This is a genomic window from Acinetobacter sp. ANC_7588 (assembly GCF_056783995.1).
This window is the reverse complement of record NZ_JBWYIU010000003.1, coordinates 235,128-254,545: the sequence shown is the minus strand read 5'-3', so window position 1 is coordinate 254,545 and position 19,418 is coordinate 235,128. Positions and strand designations below refer to the sequence as shown.

15 protein-coding genes are annotated in these 19,418 nt (G+C 38.3%); 3 read left to right on the top strand and 12 right to left on the bottom strand.

Annotation, left to right across the window (positions count from 1 at the left end):
- From AC1M9J_RS04995 to cxpE, 9 genes are all read right to left on the bottom strand, one after another.
- The coding region (locus AC1M9J_RS04995) for a phage late control D family protein (RefSeq protein WP_481951991.1) at nucleotides 1–776 on the bottom strand (776 nt) is incomplete at its 3' end.
- 259 nt (nucleotides 777–1,035) lie between these two features.
- Nucleotides 1,036–2,601, bottom strand: a complete 1,566-nt coding sequence (ahpF, locus tag AC1M9J_RS04990) for an alkyl hydroperoxide reductase subunit F (RefSeq protein ID WP_481951990.1) — start codon at nucleotides 2,599–2,601, stop codon at nucleotides 1,036–1,038.
- A 171-nt stretch (nucleotides 2,602–2,772) separates the two neighbouring features.
- Complete coding sequence (locus AC1M9J_RS04985) at nucleotides 2,773–3,693, bottom strand: hypothetical protein (RefSeq protein WP_481951989.1); 921 nt, start codon at nucleotides 3,691–3,693, stop codon at nucleotides 2,773–2,775.
- Between the two features lie 17 nt (nucleotides 3,694–3,710).
- Nucleotides 3,711–4,841: a toxic anion resistance protein gene (locus AC1M9J_RS04980; protein WP_481951988.1), complete on the bottom strand. Its 1,131-nt coding sequence runs from the start codon at nucleotides 4,839–4,841 to the stop codon at nucleotides 3,711–3,713.
- Between the two features lie 8 nt (nucleotides 4,842–4,849).
- Nucleotides 4,850–5,632, bottom strand: a complete 783-nt coding sequence (locus tag AC1M9J_RS04975; protein ID WP_481951987.1) for a tellurium resistance protein — start codon at nucleotides 5,630–5,632, stop codon at nucleotides 4,850–4,852.
- Nucleotides 5,633–5,759: 127 nt separating this feature from the next.
- The gene (locus AC1M9J_RS04970) at nucleotides 5,760–8,171 is read right to left on the bottom strand and encodes a CSLREA domain-containing protein (protein WP_481951986.1); all 2,412 of its coding nucleotides are present in this window, start codon (nucleotides 8,169–8,171) and stop codon (nucleotides 5,760–5,762) included.
- A 12-nt stretch (nucleotides 8,172–8,183) separates the two neighbouring features.
- Nucleotides 8,184–9,974: a rhombotarget A gene (gene rbtA / locus AC1M9J_RS04965; RefSeq protein WP_481951985.1), complete on the bottom strand. Its 1,791-nt coding sequence runs from the start codon at nucleotides 9,972–9,974 to the stop codon at nucleotides 8,184–8,186.
- A gap of 180 nt (nucleotides 9,975–10,154) precedes the next feature.
- Complete coding sequence (hda, locus tag AC1M9J_RS04960) at nucleotides 10,155–10,862, bottom strand: DnaA regulatory inactivator Hda (RefSeq protein ID WP_092766787.1); 708 nt, start codon at nucleotides 10,860–10,862, stop codon at nucleotides 10,155–10,157.
- A gap of 15 nt (nucleotides 10,863–10,877) precedes the next feature.
- Nucleotides 10,878–12,101 carry a chloramphenicol efflux transporter CxpE gene (gene cxpE / locus AC1M9J_RS04955; RefSeq protein WP_481951984.1) on the bottom strand — a complete coding sequence of 408 codons (1,224 nt, stop codon included), beginning with the start codon at nucleotides 12,099–12,101 and terminating at the stop codon, nucleotides 10,878–10,880.
- A 135-nt stretch (nucleotides 12,102–12,236) separates the two neighbouring features.
- On the opposite strand from cxpE, the gene purM reads away from it, so the two are divergent.
- Together purM and purN are read left to right on the top strand one after the other, a co-directional pair.
- Nucleotides 12,237–13,307 (top strand): phosphoribosylformylglycinamidine cyclo-ligase, encoded by a 1,071-nt coding sequence (gene purM / locus AC1M9J_RS04950; protein WP_481951983.1) that lies wholly within the window; start codon nucleotides 12,237–12,239, stop codon nucleotides 13,305–13,307.
- 18 nt (nucleotides 13,308–13,325) lie between these two features.
- On the top strand, nucleotides 13,326–13,955 hold the full coding sequence (gene purN / locus AC1M9J_RS04945; protein ID WP_092766790.1) for a phosphoribosylglycinamide formyltransferase: 630 nt from the start codon (nucleotides 13,326–13,328) through the stop codon (nucleotides 13,953–13,955).
- 15 nt (nucleotides 13,956–13,970) lie between these two features.
- On the opposite strand, the gene AC1M9J_RS04940 is transcribed toward purN, so the two are convergent.
- Complete coding sequence (locus tag AC1M9J_RS04940) at nucleotides 13,971–14,780, bottom strand: alpha/beta fold hydrolase (RefSeq protein ID WP_481613958.1); 810 nt, start codon at nucleotides 14,778–14,780, stop codon at nucleotides 13,971–13,973.
- Nucleotides 14,777–15,790: a signal peptide peptidase SppA gene (sppA, locus tag AC1M9J_RS04935; RefSeq protein WP_035266860.1), complete on the bottom strand. Its 1,014-nt coding sequence runs from the start codon at nucleotides 15,788–15,790 to the stop codon at nucleotides 14,777–14,779. The genes AC1M9J_RS04940 and sppA overlap by 4 nt, the downstream gene beginning before the upstream one ends.
- 131 nt (nucleotides 15,791–15,921) lie before the next feature.
- Between sppA and AC1M9J_RS04930 the strand changes: the two genes are divergently transcribed.
- The gene (locus AC1M9J_RS04930; protein ID WP_481608706.1) at nucleotides 15,922–16,857 is read left to right on the top strand and encodes a lysophospholipid acyltransferase family protein; all 936 of its coding nucleotides are present in this window, start codon (nucleotides 15,922–15,924) and stop codon (nucleotides 16,855–16,857) included.
- Here AC1M9J_RS04930 and AC1M9J_RS04925 read toward each other — a convergent pair.
- Nucleotides 16,854–19,343 (bottom strand): DNA internalization-related competence protein ComEC/Rec2, encoded by a 2,490-nt coding sequence (locus tag AC1M9J_RS04925; protein WP_481951982.1) that lies wholly within the window; start codon nucleotides 19,341–19,343, stop codon nucleotides 16,854–16,856. The two genes, AC1M9J_RS04930 and AC1M9J_RS04925, sit on opposite strands and share 4 nt — an antisense overlap.
- Nucleotides 19,344–19,418: the final 75 nt, after the last annotated feature.

Below are 19,418 nucleotides of genomic sequence, written 5' to 3'. Positions count from 1 at the left end.
TGTAGGTGGACTGCGGTGGGTTGTAGGCTGCGTTGTCCAATAAAACTGGTGATGGTATCAAATTGTTCTGTCGCATCACTGCGGTGGTAGCGAATGTTGCGTCGGTTAAGGGCTTGGTATTGGCTGTTGTCGTCAATCAGGCGGAGCTTTTGTGCTTCGATCGGGCTGTTGTTGCTCGGTACAATCGGTTGGGCTTCATCAATGAGCCAGTTAATGCCTTCACTGCGTAGTAAGCGAGTCAGAAAGTCGTAGTCGCTTTCGTTGCTTTGCATGATGAAGGGTCGGATGTCGTATTGTTGTAGTCCACTGTGGTCTAGGCTGAGGCTCGAGGCAAAGAGTGGGCTTTTGTTTTGCCATTCTTCAAAGAGGATTTCCACCACTTCGACCACGGATTTGTTCATAAATACGCGGCTGTTACGGCGTTTGTGCCAAAGTGAAGTTGCATCGTTAAGCGTGAGTTTGTAGAGGGTCAGTGCCCCATCGCTTTGTCCTTGTGAGGCTTCGGTGATGATGCCAGTGGTTCTAAATAGGGTGCCTTGATCGGTGACTTGATCGACAGCAACTTGTGTGCCGATGAATTGTTTGAGTGGAATTAAGGCATTGGTCGAGAGACAGATGAGTTCTGCTTGCACGCCTTCGTTAAGGACATGGCTGCCATCAATGCGTTGTAGGAAGACTTGGCTATTCAGTTGTGAATGACTGAATTGGATGTGGAGGGCTCTGTTTTGGGCGGTTAGGCCGAGCTGTTCCAATGCCGAAAAGATGTTGGCAAGCATGGTTATTATCTGTCTTTTATAATTTAGTAAGGCTAAAGAATTTCTTAATATTTAAACAAAAAACAGACACGATAAACAGGTCCTGTTACACAAAACACCCATTTATTGTGAAATAAAATTACAAATAAAATATATATTTGATTTAACAAATAATATAAAGCAAGGGAATGATTACAAAAAAAAGAGGCTGAAGTGTTAGCATCTTCAACCTCTGTAAACTACAAAACTAAGAACTTCTTATTTAAAGAATATGATTGAACTACTGTCCAGAACGAATGATGTAATCAAACGCTGACAGTGATGCTTTCGCACCTTCACCAGTGGCAATGATGATTTGTTTATAAGGTACTGTTGTACAGTCACCCGCAGCGAATACACCTTTTACATTGGTTTCGTTGCGATCGTTAATCACAATCTCACCACGGTTGGTTAATTCAACTTGGGTTTCTTTTAAGAAATCCGTGTTGGGTAACAAACCGATTTGTACGAAGATCCCCGCCAATTCGACAGTGTGTTCTTCATCCGTCGCACGGTCTTTGTATTTCAGTGCAGTCACTTGTTTGCCATCACCGACCACTTCCGTAGATAACGCATTTTTGATGACAGTCGTGTTAGGTAAGCTGTTAAGTTTGTCTTGTAATACTTGGTCAGCACGCAGTTTAGTATCAAACTCAACTAAAGTGACATGTTCAACAATACCAGCCAAGTCAATTGCCGCTTCAACACCAGAGTTACCACCACCGATCACAGCCACACGTTTGCCTTTGAACAATGGACCATCACAATGTGGGCAGTACGCAACACCACGTGTTTTGTATTCTTGCTCACCTGGTACATTCATTTCTCTCCAACGTGCACCTGTAGACAGGATCACTGTTTTCGATTCAAGTTTTGCACCATTCTCTAAAGTCACTTCAACTAAACCGTTGGCAGTTTCATCCGCACCTTTGATGTCAGACACACGTTGTAGGTTCATGATGTCGACACCGTATTCACGAACATGTGCTTCCATTTCAGCCGCAAACTTAGGACCTTGCGTCTTTTGCACTGATGTAAAGTTTTCAATATCCATGGTGTCCATGACCTGACCACCCATGCGCTCAGCAACGATTCCTGTACGGATACCTTTACGAGCCGCATAGATTGCAGATGTGTTACCTGCAGGACCACCACCGATCACAAGCACGTCAAATGCATCTTTGGCATTGAGTTTTTCAGCATCTTTCGCTGCAGAGTTAGTATCGAGCTTCGCAACAATTTCTTCCAATGTCATACGACCTTGACCGATATGTTCGTTGTCTTGGAACACCATTGGAACAGCCATGATTTTGCGTTCTTCAACTTCGTCTTGGAAGAATGCACCATCAATCATGGTTGCTGTTGTGCCAGGGTTGTAGATTGCGATCAAGTTAAGTGCTTGAACCACATCTGGACAGTTATGACAGCTTAAAGATACGAATACGTCAAAGTCAGATTTGATTTCTAATGCTTTGATGGATGCTAATACTTCATCAGATACTTTTGGTGCATAACCAGAAGTTTGTAGCAATGCCAAAATCAAAGAAGTAAACTCATGACCCATTGGTAAACCTGCGAAGAAGACACGCGGTTCTTCACCTGCTTTTGCAATACCAAAGCTTGGCGCACGTTTATTTTGACCATCAAAACGAGCTGTGACGAATGGAGAAAGTGCCACCACTTCTTCCACAAGTTCTTTGATTTTTGCAGATTTGTCTGAATCATTTAAAGTCGCAACCAATTCGATTGGACCTTCTAGGCGTTCTAAAAGCGTTTTTAATTGAGCTGAAGTATTTTGATCTAACATTGCTAACGTCTCCAAAGGAGTAATATTTGTTTGATAAAGCTATATTAGAAGAAATACAAAAATAGGTAAAACAGTTAGTTTACATAAAGACTATCGAAAAATTGAATTAAAAAATCATCCATTTAAAAATGAATGATTCTTTTATGATGATCGTAACAGTACAAACTTTAACTATATCTCCAAACGTTGAGTGATCGTTTGAATTCTGCTTTTAAAACTACGAGCTAATCCAAAGAAAATAAACATTGCCAATAACATGATAGCTGAGAGCAGCATGAACATCATCTTGACGACTTCTGAGATTTGTCGTGCCTGATTTGCCCGAGGATCTATCGCTTTTGCCCAAGGAGTAATAGATTGACCATACACTTGTTGCTGCATTGACCATAACTGCTCTGCATTAAAGCCATATTCGACAAACTGTTTTTCATTTCTTTCAGCTTGCGCAAGTCGAGCTAAATATGCAGTTGCTAGCTTGGTATCTTCAGGTTTGTGAATCAAAGCCACTTGCGCAAGGACGTAGGCTTGAATAATTGGATTGACCTGTTGTTCACTCATGATGACAGCAATCTGACTTTCATGAATCGATTTATCATAATGACTTAATTGATATTGTTGTTCTAAAGACTCATCATTCAAGTCATATTGAACATAGGTCAAACTTGACCAAATTAAGATGACAGCAATTAACCAACCTACAAACTTAAGCACAAATGATTGAAAGCGCACATAGAAAAAACGTATTTTTTTTAAAAAATGAACAATAAAAAAAGCACCAATGACTGAGCTAAATACTTTTAGAATGAACCAACCTAACCAAGATATTAAATTAAAAAAATAGTCAGGCTGATGTTGGTACACGTTTAAGACTTCATTTAAACTATGTGGCAAATGAAGCTGCTGAACAGTTTCACTCATGCCCATAAAACCATAAATCATGTCCTGATGAATAAAAAGCGACACGACTGAAATGATGAATACACTGGTACTCAAAAATCCCCATAAATTAAGTATGCGATTTCGTTTGTACAATTCAGACAATCTTTTCTGAATCTCAGTCTGCGCCACAAGATATTCATTGGTTTTATTCAAATTTAAACCTCAAGATATTAGTGTTTTGGCTGATTTTGACTCGAATCCAAAACAAGTTGTTGAAGATTTCCTTGCAAAGCCTTAATACGGATTGATGCCTCTTCACGTTTTTGCATCCCTTCTTTCTGAATACTAATAACATCATTCACTGTTTTAATGAGGGTATTTTGAACATGTTCAAGTGTTTCAATGTCAATCACTGAACGTTGATTTGCTCGAGCAGTATCGACTGAATTCTGGTGTAATAAATCTGCATTTCGTTTAAGCAATTCATTCGTCGCATCATCAATAGTATTGGCCAATTGGACGCTATTTTTTTGTTCCTGTAATGAAATCGCCAAACTAATTTGATTTTTCCAAGCAGGAAGCGTGATATTTTTTATCGCATAAAACTTATCCACCAACATTGAATTATTTGATTGAATAATTCGAATCATCGGTAATGTTTGCATCGCAGATTGTTGCAATACCTGTAAATCACTCACTCTTTTTTCCAAATTGTTTGCTAAGTGATTTAAGTCGTAGATTTTTTGATTGGTTTGCGCATCTTGTTCTAGCGTACTCAATTCAGCTATTTGCTCTTGAACTTCTTGTTGTTTAATTTTCCCTGCAGCAATATAAACCCCTAATTGTTTATATTCATCCTGCACACCATCAAACATACGATCCAATGTATTTACACGGTCTTTTAAACCTTGTTGAGAGGTTTCGATTTCTTTAACTAAAGCATCTATTTGTTCTTTAGTGGAATTGAACTTTTGATCAAAGCTCTGCTTCGCACCTTTAAATCGATTTAAGATACTGCCCAAGAAGCCTGAACTTTTAGCAGGGCTTAAAATACTGTTTGTATTGAGCTGTTGAGCCACTGTAACGACTTCATTTAACTTTTGACCTGTTGCATCCAAATCTTTATTTTTGACTAAATCCAGCAGTTCATCCGTATAAGTCGCCGTTTTAGTCGCAATGTTTTTCCCATATTCAGCAACCGTTGCATGATTCATATCAGCTAGTTCTTGGTGTACTGATTCGACTGCTACAAGGTCTGACGTCGTCAACCCAATTTCTTTTAAATCTAACTTGGAAAACTTTTCCTCCGTAGAAATTAAGCTTAACGATTCATTTTTCTTTTGAATTGGTAAATCAGACATAACACACCTTATTCTTTAATTAATGATTTTTTTAGAGATCGAATCAATTGTTCACGACTTTGATCTAACTTTTCAATATCGACTGCGCCATTTTTAATTTGAGTTTGCTCAAGATGATATTGCCAAGCTGGGATTAATACTTGCTGCGCTTCGCGAAAACGATCCGTCAGAGTTAATGAAAGTTGTTGAGTCAATTGCATTTGCATGAGAGAAATATCATTGTTTGCTTGTACCGACTCTAATGTTTGTATTTTTTTAGCCATTCGCTCCTCAAAGTTATCAAGTGGATGGCGCTGATGAGAAAAATCTGGGTATTCTGTTAAAAATTGTCTTGCTGCTTGAATGTAGCGCGCCATTTGCTCTCTTAAACCAACTGCTTGCTGAAATCGAGAACTAGACTTTTGGATTTCAATGTGAATACGTTGGGACAGCTGATCAGCATCTAGAATGAGTCTATCTAAATCACGAATATAAGAAATTTGACCCGCACCGAACTCCAAATCCAGACCTAACCACTTTTGGAGAGCATTAAATTTTTTTTGTTTTAATTTCTTTTTGGATTGATTCAATTTTTGAATAATATCTGAAATTGTTTCGCTTAATTTTTTATTCAAAGTGGGGTCTATACCTACCAATAGAGCATTTTGTGCCTGCACAATATGTTCAGCATATAAATTAAGTTTAGACGAATCAGTCAATAAAGGAACAAGATCATGCCTCTTAATTGAGAGCAAATCCGAAGGATTAACTTCAATTTGATTTAAGGGTATAAGCTCATTAAAAGATGACATTGGTGTAATTTAAGAAAGTGATCAGCAATTTTTAAATGTAGCAATAAACTGTTCAAAATATACTAATTTTTGCAAAATATTACACAAAATCAAACACAAAAAAAGCCAGCAAATGCTGGCTTTTTTATTAATGAGGTTTAGATTTTCTCATTCTAAGCCAACTTAAACCAATGAGTCCTAAAAGCCCAAACCCACCTAGGCTACCCCCTCCACTCGTACGAGAACTTCCAGGCCCTGTTTCCGTATTTAGAACAGCTAATGTTCCCTCACCTGATGAAGCGCCGTCTGCGTCCAATACTGAGTACTTAAGATCATAGGAAAAGACATCTAAATTATTGTTCAACTGAACTCGAATGTTTCCACCATAGCACTTTTTAAAACGGTCATTAGCACATGGCTCTACCCGATCCGCGATAATTGAAACGGGATTCGGTACTCTTGCAAAATAAATTGATACCTCATCCCCATTAGCATTATGGTAAAACTCCTTTTTATTTGGAGGAATGATTGCATTTCTGTTGCCATCACCAGCATCACTCGCTTCAGCCAGTAAATTTACACTGATTTGAGTCGATTTTTTTGGATTGATTGTATATTCCACACGTTCAGGAACAGTTGGCACGATATTGATAAAATTACCAATTAAATATGCACTTGATGTTTTTTTACTGTCACTTTTTGAAGTAAGCGTATATGTACAGAATTCAGAGTCTCCACTCGGTGTTATGCGACCATCTGTTCTATACATGACTATCTGCTTAAGCTGCGGTTTCCACTCACATTTCAACCGATCATCAAACTTACCTAAGAATGTTTTATCGATATCTAATTTCCCAACTCCCACAACCTCAACTTTGACATCATAATTATCAACATTAAGATGCTCAATTTTTCGCACCTTACCATCAGGAGAAACAAATTCATCTGGTAAATTCAATTTAAATGGATCGAACAAAATTGGACGATATTGATTAAGATTATTTAACTCATTAAAAAATGCTTTTTGATCGGTGAGCTCCTTATTATAATAATCAATCACTTCTTCTTTGGTTTCAGGATCGGCAATAGCATCTTTGAATGCTTTAATTCTATTCTCAGTTGATTTCTTTATTTGAACCAGTGATTCATTTGCTTTACTTAAATTGGAAACAGTCAACTTTAAGGTTTCTATCGCACCAATATCGCAAGTATTGGGAGTCGCATCTAAACTGTTGAGCGAGTCCAATCCAATTCGATTAATACCTCGTTGATCAAGCAGCGAACAACCATCAGTACCAAAATCAACTAAATCTTTACCGCTAGAATTAATCTTTGGAAAAAAGACAGGATGAAAGTTAGTATTCTCATCATTAACCGGTAACGATGTTGAAAACAGATCATTGATACTCAATTGACTAACATCAAGACTATTTTTTTGTGCATTTTCTGACGCTTTTGCTGGTAGATCACAGTCTATAGATGGATTACTCAGTGGAATAGCATTTGCCAATAATTCAATACCTGCTGACTCAACTTGGCTCACATCACCGTGACTATATATACAGGCTTTAGCCTGATTAAAACCTATCACATTATGATTTAAGGCTTTTGCACCTGTATTTCCATACCAAAGCACAGATCGCGCGGTATTGGCGATAATCGTATTACTATCGAGCTTCAAAATAGAATTGGGACTCAAATTTATTTGACCCCCATCTGTTAAACGATCACTAAATTGAAAAATTTGACCTTGTGTAGTATTTAATACATTGGAAGAGATTGTATTTGCTTGCAATTGTGCTGTAGGTTCACCACAAAATGAGAATAAACTGTTTGAAGCTGTATTTCCATTTTCGGTAATAGACATACGGGATAAATCAATCTTACGACGTGTGAACACAAGATTATCCAAGCAAGACATTGCTATAACAGCGCCTTGCTGAGCTGTATTACCACTCACCCACCCGACCGAATAACTTAAAGAGCTATCACTGTCATTCAAAAATATCGCTCCACCTCTTAACGCTGAAGACTTTGTGATATTTACATTATATAAATCAGTCTCGCCTCCCAATAGCAAAGCGCCACCGTTGGTAGATGATTTACCATTTCTCAGCTCTATATTTCTTAAACTCAAACTCGGTCGATTTAGATTGGTCGTATTAAAAATTCGATGTGTATTTTGACCATTAATTATAGTTTGAATTTTAGTTTGCGCAGGATAACTATTTGAAATGACATTCGGTTTGGAATAATCGACAGGCTCTTTACCCCTAATAATCACTGAAGAAGTTGGCTGAAGCTCTGCATTCAAGCTATAGGTACCAGCTTCAAGCTGAATAATGTCAGTTTGTACTCGATCCGTATTACCTTTAGAACAACCTCCATAAGCTCGATTAGTCGAAGCAGCCGTCAACGCTTCTCTGAGTGAACACTTTGCATCATTAGTACCGTCTTCATCATCAAAGGTAGTGACATAAATTATTGTATCTTCAGCAGCCATCAAAGACATTGCAGAAAGGACTGCTAAGGTCAACAAAGCTTTTCTACTTTTCAACATACGATTCCCTTATTATTTTTTTCTACGTATCGCGATTAAAGTCATCAGACCTAATACGGAGATTAGACCTAGCCCCCCACCAGAAGTTTTTACTTTATCGCTAGTATAAGTATCTCTGGGGTCTTGTTTAATGACAGTTGGAATTTCGATATAAGGATTCATTGACTCATTCAATTGACGTGTAGATACAACGACCAAAACTTTAAAATCATCAGTTCCGTGCCAATTCCCTTGAGGCGTATAAGTAAACTCCCCATTTTGGAGTAGTTCTGCTTTACCTTTACTTGGAGAATTATTTTGTTGGATGATCATACAGCCCGCTTGCCATTCTTCTTTTTTGGGATGAGGTCCGACTAAGGCATCACATTGACTAGCAGGTATTAGCTCACCATCTCCTAGAAAATCATTAATATTTAACTTAACAATTTCTCCGTAAAAGATATCCTTGCCAAATCTGCCTGAAGACGTACTTGACTGAATAAGTTCGATTGCGCCTCGATCACACAAAATACGATCCTTACGTGCGTTGCCACGCTGATCAACTGTTTCACATGATGTACCATTTGAATCTGGTCCACGATTAATGATCGGAGAATCTGTCAATTGTCGATAACTAGGCAACACTCTTGGGCGGAAATATCCTAAAGCATAGCCAGAATAGACTTTGAACGGACATAAAATGCCAGATGAATTAACATCACATTCACCTTCTACATCAGTCCCAGCTAATAATGTGCGCTCGCCCAGTTTTTCTGAAGCTGTGCCCTCACAACCAAAACCATATAAATTATTGTTTAAATTTGATTGATCGATTGCAGTCTCTACACGGCAGTCTCGATTGCCATTTTTTGCAATTATATTGTTAGTAAGCGATGCCTTCTTAAACGGTGCATTAAAAACCAAGCCAAAATCATTAAAGATCAGCGTATTGTTATTAAGCGCAATACCATCCTTCACATTGATAATATAGCCCTTATTATTAAAAATTGTCGAATTAGTCACTTTGGCATAATTGAGATTAGTCACCTTAGTTTCATCTTCACTCAATACTTTATGGCTATAGATTGCGAAACCTTCTGAATCTGTTGTTTTATTACCTTTAATAACAGAAGCACTAATGTCAAAATCAGGATATTCACTATACAAAACAGCACCTTGTTGTGCTTGATTGTTTTCCAATAACGAATTAACTAAATTCACTCGCGCGGAACGAATTTTGCTGGTTTCGGATTCAATAAATGATTCAACATTATAAATCGCACCGCCAAAATTCGCTTTACCATTGATAAGATGGCTCTTATCAAATTTTAGCCGTTCATAATTGAGAATTAACCCACCTTTGTCTTTGCATACAGATGCAGTACAACCTTGCAAGGTAATTTCGTAAAATTCCACACCAATTGCAGCATCTCTAATTTCATCATCAGCTTTAGGACGAATTCGCTCAATATGGAAAATTCTATCAGTACCCTTCATTGTTATGACGGCATTTTTTGTACCAGGAATATCGTCGACAATGGTAGTTTCATACTGCGTTCTAAAAACCATCGGTTTAGAGATGCGAACTTGCTCGTTTAGGAGATATTCTTTCGTAGATAAGATAATATTATCTGTGGCATCTTTACCACCACAGCCATTGAGACCTGCTTCAGGTTTACCCTGATTAATATATTCAATTGCTTCACGCAACGAACATTGATCATCATTTTTGGTGATATCTTCAGTGGTCGTAACCACAATATCTGCACTGAATACATGCCCTGTTGCACACAACAATACAAGACCTAAGCCCCGTCTGAGCATTACCATCTCCTTAATTTTTCTTTATTTTTTTAAGTAGCGAACTTTAATTATGTAGCGCTATTTGTCCATTTTGACTAATCTGTCACAAATTTTTAGAATTCTCAATTATTTTTAAGTAAAAAATTGCCGAGTTCAGATAAAGTCTACATTTTGAGTTTTGAATAACATTTAAAAAAGCATTTAAGCACTATACTGATCGATGAGCGCGTAGATTTGCTTAAGGGTTGCATTGGATAGCTTAACTTTTTCACCCTGTAGTAACTTTGATAATTGATCAACCGTTTGTAATAAGGTACTGGTCTGTATCGGGCCATTGGTCAGCAGATAATCAATAATTAAAGGATCAAAATGCACACCTTTACGCTCCAACACAGAATGTAATAAGGCATAGCGGTCAGCATAGGATTGACCTGTTGGCACTTTAACACTCACCGCTTGAGTTAATCTCGACTGAAGATCTGGTAATTCAAGTTTCAGTTCAATTGGCGCAGATCTAGATGAAAAGACTAGTTGTCCTCCACCATCATTATTATTATTTATTAAGTGAAATACCGCTTTTTGCCAATGCGGTACACCACTGATCGCTTCAATATCATCTAGTGCGACCAAATCATAACGATCCAATGAAGTAATCGCCTCAATTGGAGCATCGAGCAATTCTAGCAATGATACTTTAATTGCAGATTTCCCCACATCTAGATATGAGTCACATATTGCAGTTAATAAGTGACTCTTACCTGTGCCCGCCCCGCCATAAAGATAAAATCGATTCATTAATCCAGCATGAAGTTGGCGAACTGCATCAATGACGGGTCCCCAACCTGGGCCGGAAAAATCACTGATCCGTGCATCAAGTTGAGGTTCTATATCAAGTTGCAGTTGCCGCATAAATGCTTGGTCACCTTAAGGTTCTTTATTTTGTTTCTGCACATCGATTTTTTCAGATGTTGCAATATCTTGTTGATTATTGATTGATTGTGGTTTGAGATCAAGCTCAATATCAACCTGATCGGTTTGGATTGTAATTTCACCACCACCATGATCAGCTACGGCAACAGGTGGCGTACCATAAATTGTACTCCTTTCATAAGTGTCACGTGCATGTCGGAGCAGTACCACGATTACAGCTGCAACAGGTAATGCAATCAACATACCCAAGAAACCAGCCAATTGTGCACCAGCCAATACAGCGAATACGACCGCTACTGGAGAAAGACCAATTTTATCTCCCAATAAGAATGGCTGAAGCACATAACCTTCAACAGCTTGCCCTACCATGAACACCACTGCAACTAAAAGGAGTTGAGTCCAATCCATACCAAATTGGAAGAAAGTTGCGATCACGGCAGCAATAATTCCTACTGCAAATCCTAAATATGGGATGATACTTGCCAAGCCTGCAATCATGCCAATAATCAAACCAACTTCCAGACCAATCAGTTGTAAACCAACGGCATAAACAATCCCCAAAAGGATCATCACGAGGAATTGTCCTTTTACAAATGCGCCTAGTACGCTATGGCATTCACCTACGATTTCAAGCGTTGAAGCTTCATAAGGGCGTGGAATGAGCCGACGTAAACTATTCAGCATTCGATCCCAATCTAAGAGGAAGTAAAATGCAATAATTGGAATCAGTACAATTGTCCCACCAATTTGAATAAAATTCAGACCAGATTGTGCCAATTTGAGTGCCATCGCTTGGATACTGTCAGCACTATAATTGGTTTGAACATACTCCATAACAGCTGCTGAAATCTGATCTACATCTAATTCTAGTGGCACTATATTGAAAGTATCTGATAACCACGGTAAGAAGCTATAATTTACCCAATGAACTACTTTCGGGATACTGGATTTAGCATACATCAGCTGTTCCCAAATTAATGGAACCAAATACCACATTGCCCATGTGATCACGACACCAATACCAATAAATACCAAACTGATAGACAACCAACGAGGTAAACCTATCTTATGCAATCGATCAACCAATGGACTGAAAAGATAAGCTATTAAAAATGCACCAATAAATGGGATTACGACCGGTTTTAATAAGTATAAAATCCAGAGAAATAAAGCTATCCCTGCAAGGATAAAAACACGGCGTAGGGTACGATCTACCATAGAAACTCGCCTTTTTTAAGATTATTCGTTATGTAAAGGAAAATATTTTAGTAAAGATAACATTTTAGTGCATAAATAACATAAGAGTTTCGTATATTCAGGTTATAATCCCCGCGCGAATGCGGAGACTTCAATATGAGCAACTCAACTTCTACCCCAAACACTGGTTTAAGCTACAAAGATGCAGGTGTCGACATTGAGGCGGGCGACGCGTTAGTCGATCGTATCAAATCAGTCGCTAAACGCACGACTCGTCCTGAAGTAATGGGCGGTCTTGGTGGCTTCGGTGCACTTTGTAAAATTCCTAAAGGTTATGAAGAACCTGTTCTCGTATCTGGCACAGACGGTGTTGGTACAAAATTACGTTTAGCATTGAATTTAAACCGTCATGACACAATCGGTCAGGATTTGGTTGCAATGTGTGTGAACGACTTACTTGTCTGTGGTGCTGAACCACTCTTCTTCCTTGATTACTACGCAACTGGTCACCTTAATGTTGATGTTGCAGCAAATGTAGTGACAGGTATTGGTAAAGGTTGTGAGCTTGCTGGATGTGCGTTGGTCGGTGGTGAAACTGCTGAAATGCCAGGCATGTATGAAGGTGAAGATTACGATTTAGCTGGTTTCTGTGTAGGTGTTGTAGAACATAGTAAAATTATTGATGGCTCTAAAGTTAAAGCTGGTGATGTATTAGTTGGTGTTGCTTCAAGCGGCGCACACTCTAACGGCTACTCTCTTCTTCGTAAAATTTTAGATGTAAAAAATGTTGATTTAACTCAAATTGTTGATGGTCGTCCACTTGCTGATGTTGCAATGGAGCCAACTCGTATCTACGTTAAACCTATTTTAGAGCTTCTCAAACAGGTTGATGTTCACGCGATGGCACACATCACAGGTGGCGGTTTACCAGGTAACTTACCTCGCGTATTACCAAATGGTGCCCAAGCTGTAGTAAACGAATCTTCTTGGGAATGGCCTGAGCTGTTCAAACTTCTTCAACGTGAAGGTGGTGTAGAACAATTTGAAATGTACCGCACATTCAACTGTGGCGTAGGTATGGTTCTAGTTGTTGATGCTGCTGAAGCTGATAAAACAGTTGAATTCTTAAATCAACTCGGTGAAAAAGCATGGACAATGGGCCACATTGTTGACAATGCTGAATCTGTCGAAGGTGCAGACGAAAAAATTCGTGTGATCTTCGCTTAATCAGTTTATTGTTAAAACATGATTAAAATTGCTGTTTTAGTATCTGGTAACGGATCAAACCTACAAGCATTAATTGATGCAAACCTTTCAGGTCAAATTGTCGGTGTGATCTCGAATAAACCTGATGCTTACGCACTTGAGCGTGCTACTCATGCCAACATTGCAACTGCAGTGATTGAACACAAAAACTTCCCAGACCGTGAAACGTTTGATGATGTTATGCATCAGCAACTGCTCGACTGGGAAGCTGATCTTGTAGTTTTAGCGGGCTTTATGCGTATTTTAAGTGCTAAGTTCGTTAAAGCATGGGAGGGTAAAATGATCAATATCCACCCTTCTCTACTGCCAAATTACAAAGGAATGCATACACATCAACGTGTATTAAATACTGGTGATTTATGGCATGGATGTACAGTACATTATGTCACTGCAGAACTAGATGCAGGTCAAGCACTTGCTCAAGGCGTACTCAAAGTGTCGCACCATGATAATGTTGCATCTTTAGCTGATCGTGTACATCAACTTGAACATTTAATTTATCCTCAAGTTGTAGAATGGATTTGTAATCAAACCATTCAAGTCACATCCGAAGGCGTGCACTATAAAAATCAAATTTTGAAAGATCCAATACAGTTCTGTCATATTTGATTTAAAAAACGCAGCTTAGGCTGCGTTTTTTAGTGGCGTCAAAATAGTTTTTAAATGCGCAGCCAATTGCTCAGGATGTTCAAGTGGGAACATGTGTCCACCTTCAAAAATACTAAAAGGCACACCAAACTTTTTCCTCACTTTATGAGGGAATTTACGTGCTAAGAATGGACCTTCAGAAGCAACAATTAATTGACTTGGAACTTTAAGCTTAGGTTGAGGCAGCCACCATAATGAAGGATTGGTTCTAAAAATATCCACTTCAATAGATTTTGGAATCGCCAATTCAACGCCGCCACGCGTTGGATCTTCAACTAATGCAAATAGAATATAGTCATTAAAACATTGCTCATCAAATGCTGCATATAATGCTTTGGGTCGAAGTAATGTTGCAGCTTGCTCTCGACTATCCCAATGATCACGTCGACGTTTAGACAATGCCGCTGGCGACATTTGATCCACTGCTTTTAACTTCAAAGACTTTGCAATATGCATAGCAAATGATTCTAGCCCCATAATAAGAGGTGGATCGAGAAGAATAGTTTGACTAAAAAGTTCTGGGCATTTCAACGCAGCTTTGAACGTCAAAACTCCTCCTAAGGAGTGCCCGATACCAATCACTTTACGACCATGGGATTTCTGAACAATATTATCAATCACTTGCTGTGTCATACTTTCCCAGTGTTGATCTACAGGATAACGTTGATCAACACCAAGATTGGTCGTATAAATCACATCGAATTGATCAGACAAAGCATCAAAAAATTTTTGATAAACTTTCGATGGAACCCCGTTGGCATGAGCAAAATGGATCAATGGTTTCATTGGATTCGATTCACCTGCTCAGATTGAATCTGCTTGGAAATTGAAGAAGCAAAACCTTGACCAATTTCACTTCCAAGTCGTCCAAGCACAGAATCAAAGGGGCTACGTTGAATAGTATAATCTACCGTTTTTTCGACTTTTAATTCGCGTTTCAGTGTGTGAATACTGCCAATCCGATCTGCAATACCGAGCTTCACAGCCTGCTCACCAGTCCAAAACAAACCTGAAAATATAGCAGGGTCTTGCGATTTCAATTTATTGCCACGACCTTTTTTGACTGCATCAATAAAATGTTGATGAACATTATCCAATACACCTTGTACGTGTGCACGTTGTGCAGGATCAACTGGTTGTGTCATCGACAATAATGCTTTGTTCTCACCTGAAGTCATGGTGCGATCTTCAACGCCAAGTTTTTGCATCAAACCACTCACTCCATAGTTTGGCATAATGACGCCAATTGAGCCGACTAAACTTGATGGATTAACAATAATTTCATCCGCTGCAGACGCTATGTAATAAGCACCTGAAGCACCTGTGTCACCAATTAATGCATAAAGTTTTTTATCTTTATAAACCGACTTTAAATATTGGATCTCTTGCCAAATTTCATCAGACTGAACTGGAGATCCACCCGGAGAGTTAATATTTAAAACAACAGCTTGCGATTGCTTGCTTTCAAATGCTTTTTTCAAACCTTTGATCGTATCTGCACTATTCACACTTTGCTGGTCTGCAGCAATCGTTCCTACAATATCGACTGTAGCAATATGCTGTGATGACACCGCACTATCAGTGGAAGTCGTTGAACAACTTTTCCCCATGACCAAAACTATAAACAACAGATATGCGAAAGTAAGAAATTTAAAAAAGATTCCCCAACGTCTTGCACGTCTCTGTTCTTCTACAGATGCGAGAACAGCTTTTTCTAAAATTTGCCATTCTTTTCCGTTCGGTTGGTTATTTGGTTTTTGATTTTCATTTTGTGGTTCAGGCGGCCAAGCGGACATACATACCATCCAAATTAAATTTAAGCTGACATTATATACAAGGAATGAGGTCAAACTATTTATAAGTCAAGATTTAACATATAATAAACCCAAATCACAATATTCTATGAACTTACCAAATTTTGAATCTAATGCCTGAAACCAAAACATCGACCACAACCCGCCTGTTAAATTTCTTCAGTCGCCGTCCGATTCGTTTTTCTCGTTTTTTTGCAAAAATGCTTGCAGGGCTGATTAATACGCTAAAAATTACAAAAACTACGAATACCATCCGCCTCAATATCGACATTTGCTTACCGCATCTTTCTGATGAAGAAAAACATTTAGTGACTCGTGCAGCGGTAAGAAACGAACTTCAATCTTATATGGAATTTTTTAGTATTTGGGGAAGCTCAAACGAAACCAATATTTCACGAATACGCAATGTCACTGGTGCTGAATATTTTCATGAAGCAATGGCTGAAAAGAAAGGTATTATTTTACTCGCACCACATTTTGGTACATGGGAAGTCATGAATGCGTGGTTCGCACAATATACTAAGATGACCATCATGTATAAACCCATCAAGAATGAAGAAGCAGATCAATTTGTGCGCCAGGCTCGTAGTCGAGAACAAGCAACTTTAGTCCCTACAGATGAGAGTGGTATAAGACAAATTTTTAAAGCCCTTAAATTAGGGGGGACAACTGTGATTCTTCCAGATCACAATCCTAAACACGGTGGTGAAATGATCGATTATTTCGGCATACCACTCGAGTCCAGTAATTTAAGTGCCAAACTCATCCAAAAAACTAAAGCCAAAGGCCTTTTGGTCTATGCAATTCGCAATGAAACTGAAGATTTTGATGTATTTATTGAACCAATGGATGCTTCGATTTATGAAGGCACTCCCGCTGACGGAACGTTAGTAATTCACCGTGCAATAGAAAGCCTGATTCATCGTTATCCTGAACATGCTCATTGGAGCTATAAACGTTTCCGTGCAAATCCTGATCTACATAACATTTATCGTATCCCTGCAGAACAAGCCAGAGTAAAAATAGAGCAAGTCAGAAAAGTAAGTTAATCTATGGGGATATTCCGAGTTAACCACGCTTTTTGATCTCGATGATATCGAAATTGTACATCTCTGTTTTTATCGAAGGTCATTCGAATGCTGCCCTTCGATTGGGTATCGAGTAGCGGAATATTAAGCGCTTTTAAACGCTCTTTGACAACAGGATGTGGATGATTATAGCGGTTATCAAAACCAGCCGATGCAATGGCAATTTTAGGTTTGGTATTTTTTAAAAAGTCGTAAGATGAACTATGTCGACTGCCATGGTGTCCTAAGATTAAAATATCTACTCTAAGTTCAGGATACTGCTTTAAAATACGATACTCTGTCTCCCACCCTGCATCCCCCATAATCAGAATATGCTTAAAATCGTTAGCATAGGGTAATGTCAGATACATTACGCACGAAAGCTCATTACGATTTTGACTGACAAAATTTAATTGTGATTCAGCTGGTGAGAGAAATTGTATATTGATCTTACCCAATTGTACCTGTTGATGCTGTCGACAATAATCAAATTCAACATACTGAAACCTATCATCTTTTTCATTTGAGATAACTTGATCAATTTGTATATGTTTTCCAATAGTGCGGTATGCTCCAGCATGATCTTGATCAAGATGACTGATAAAAACTTGATCTAATTTTGATATGCCACGTTGAATTAAGAAAGGGACAACTACATTTTCTCCGATACTAAATGTATTCTCATCAAAGCTCCCGCCTGTATCAACTAAAGCAGTTTTCCCTGATGACTGTAAGAGTATGGACTGCCCCTGCCCTATGTCCAAAATTTCAATGATATCGTATCCATCATCACGTTTAGGCATCAGCAATGCCACACCTAATACGGGTATCCATAATCGAGGGATTACATTCTTTGGCATAAAGAACATGAATACTGCCAAAGCGAGCAAAAACATTTGTGCTTTCGTTAACGCTACCCATTTCAATAGATTGTCTAATATTGCTCCCAGCTTAGTCAGTAGCACCAAAAGAACCGATATCAATACATCAGCCAGATGAAATAAAAATTGACCAACAAAAGGAATAAAGCTGAGACAATAGCCCAGTACTTCCAATGGCACGATCAAGGTACCAATCATTGGAACAGCAACTAAATTAGCAAATGGCGCAAATAAAGAAATCTGTTGAAATATCAGTAGAGTGAGTGGTATCAGTGCAATAAATATTTTCCATTGGGATTGCAAAAGTATTTTAAGATACAATTTTGCTTTATCTATAAAACGATGCTTATTGATTAAAGCAGTGTTTTGCTGTTCATGAACGATCGTTTGGTATACACGAATCAAAATCAAACATGCGCCGTACGAAAGCCAAAATGCAGCAGATAAAATACTAAAAGGGTCTAAATAGAGCATTAAGCTTGCACTGATAAGTAATAGTACAAAAGGCTTAATCTTAAATTTAAATAAAATAGCGATACTAATTAGACAAACTGACAATGTAGTTCTTAATGCAGGAATTTCGAGCCCTGAAAAAAAACTATAAATAATTACCCCACATACGAAAGGGATTAAAAGTAAATATGTTTTGGGAACTTTTAGAAAAATATGAGGACGAAAAATTGATACAAGATACCCCATTAACCACGATAATAAGCCAGCAAAAATTAGAACATGTGGACCTGAAATAGCCAATAAATGCGTAATGCCTAGTTTTTTAAATAATTCTTCTTGTTGCTCCGTCAGTAGACTCTTATCACCTGTGAGTAACGCGACTAGCAAACCCTTATTCCTGAATACTCCCTGTTCGATATCATCCCTAAAAGCTAAACGTGCTTTTTCAATGCTCAGGCTCAATCGTGCGATAAGGCTCCGATGCGCATCGGTTGAAGATAAATAACCTTCAGAATATAACACCGCTTCACTTACAGGTACGATCCAATCTACACGCATTGTTCCAGCTATATTTTGCTGCAACAACCATTTCTCTTGATCAAAGACCCCATCTACTGCATAACTATGTGCGGGTCTTAATTTTCCCGTAACTTTATAATAGCGCCCAAGTTCTAATGTCGTATCAAGTTTTGACTCTCGCAAATATAATAATAGCGTTTGAGATTGTCCTTGCTTCTTGTCGATCACCTGCGCACGCTGCTGTATTGATCGACCTTCCTGATCCATTTTCAGCTGATTAATTTTATTGATATAGACAACTATTTCTTTTTCTTCAATATATTGAACACGTTTCTCTAAACGATCGTGTAAGGCTGTTTTTGCATGTTGATGCCCCAAAACAAATGTGATCAGACAAATTCCCGTTAGCACAAGCATTCTTGATGATGAATGGACAATACTTGAGGTGTGAGGATAAATGAATCGATCAGGTTGCCTCATTAATCGTACAAAGTAACCCATGATCAAAATGATACTTGCCATACCCAGCAAGAGAGTTGAATATTCAACTTCACCCTGAAAGCTGATCGTAGCAACACCAATGATCCAAAAGATGAGAATAAATATTAAGAACATCTAACTTTTATGTTTATTTTTCTTAAATAGATTAAAGCCCACCTAAGTGGGCTTTAACAAGACTGTTAATCGGAT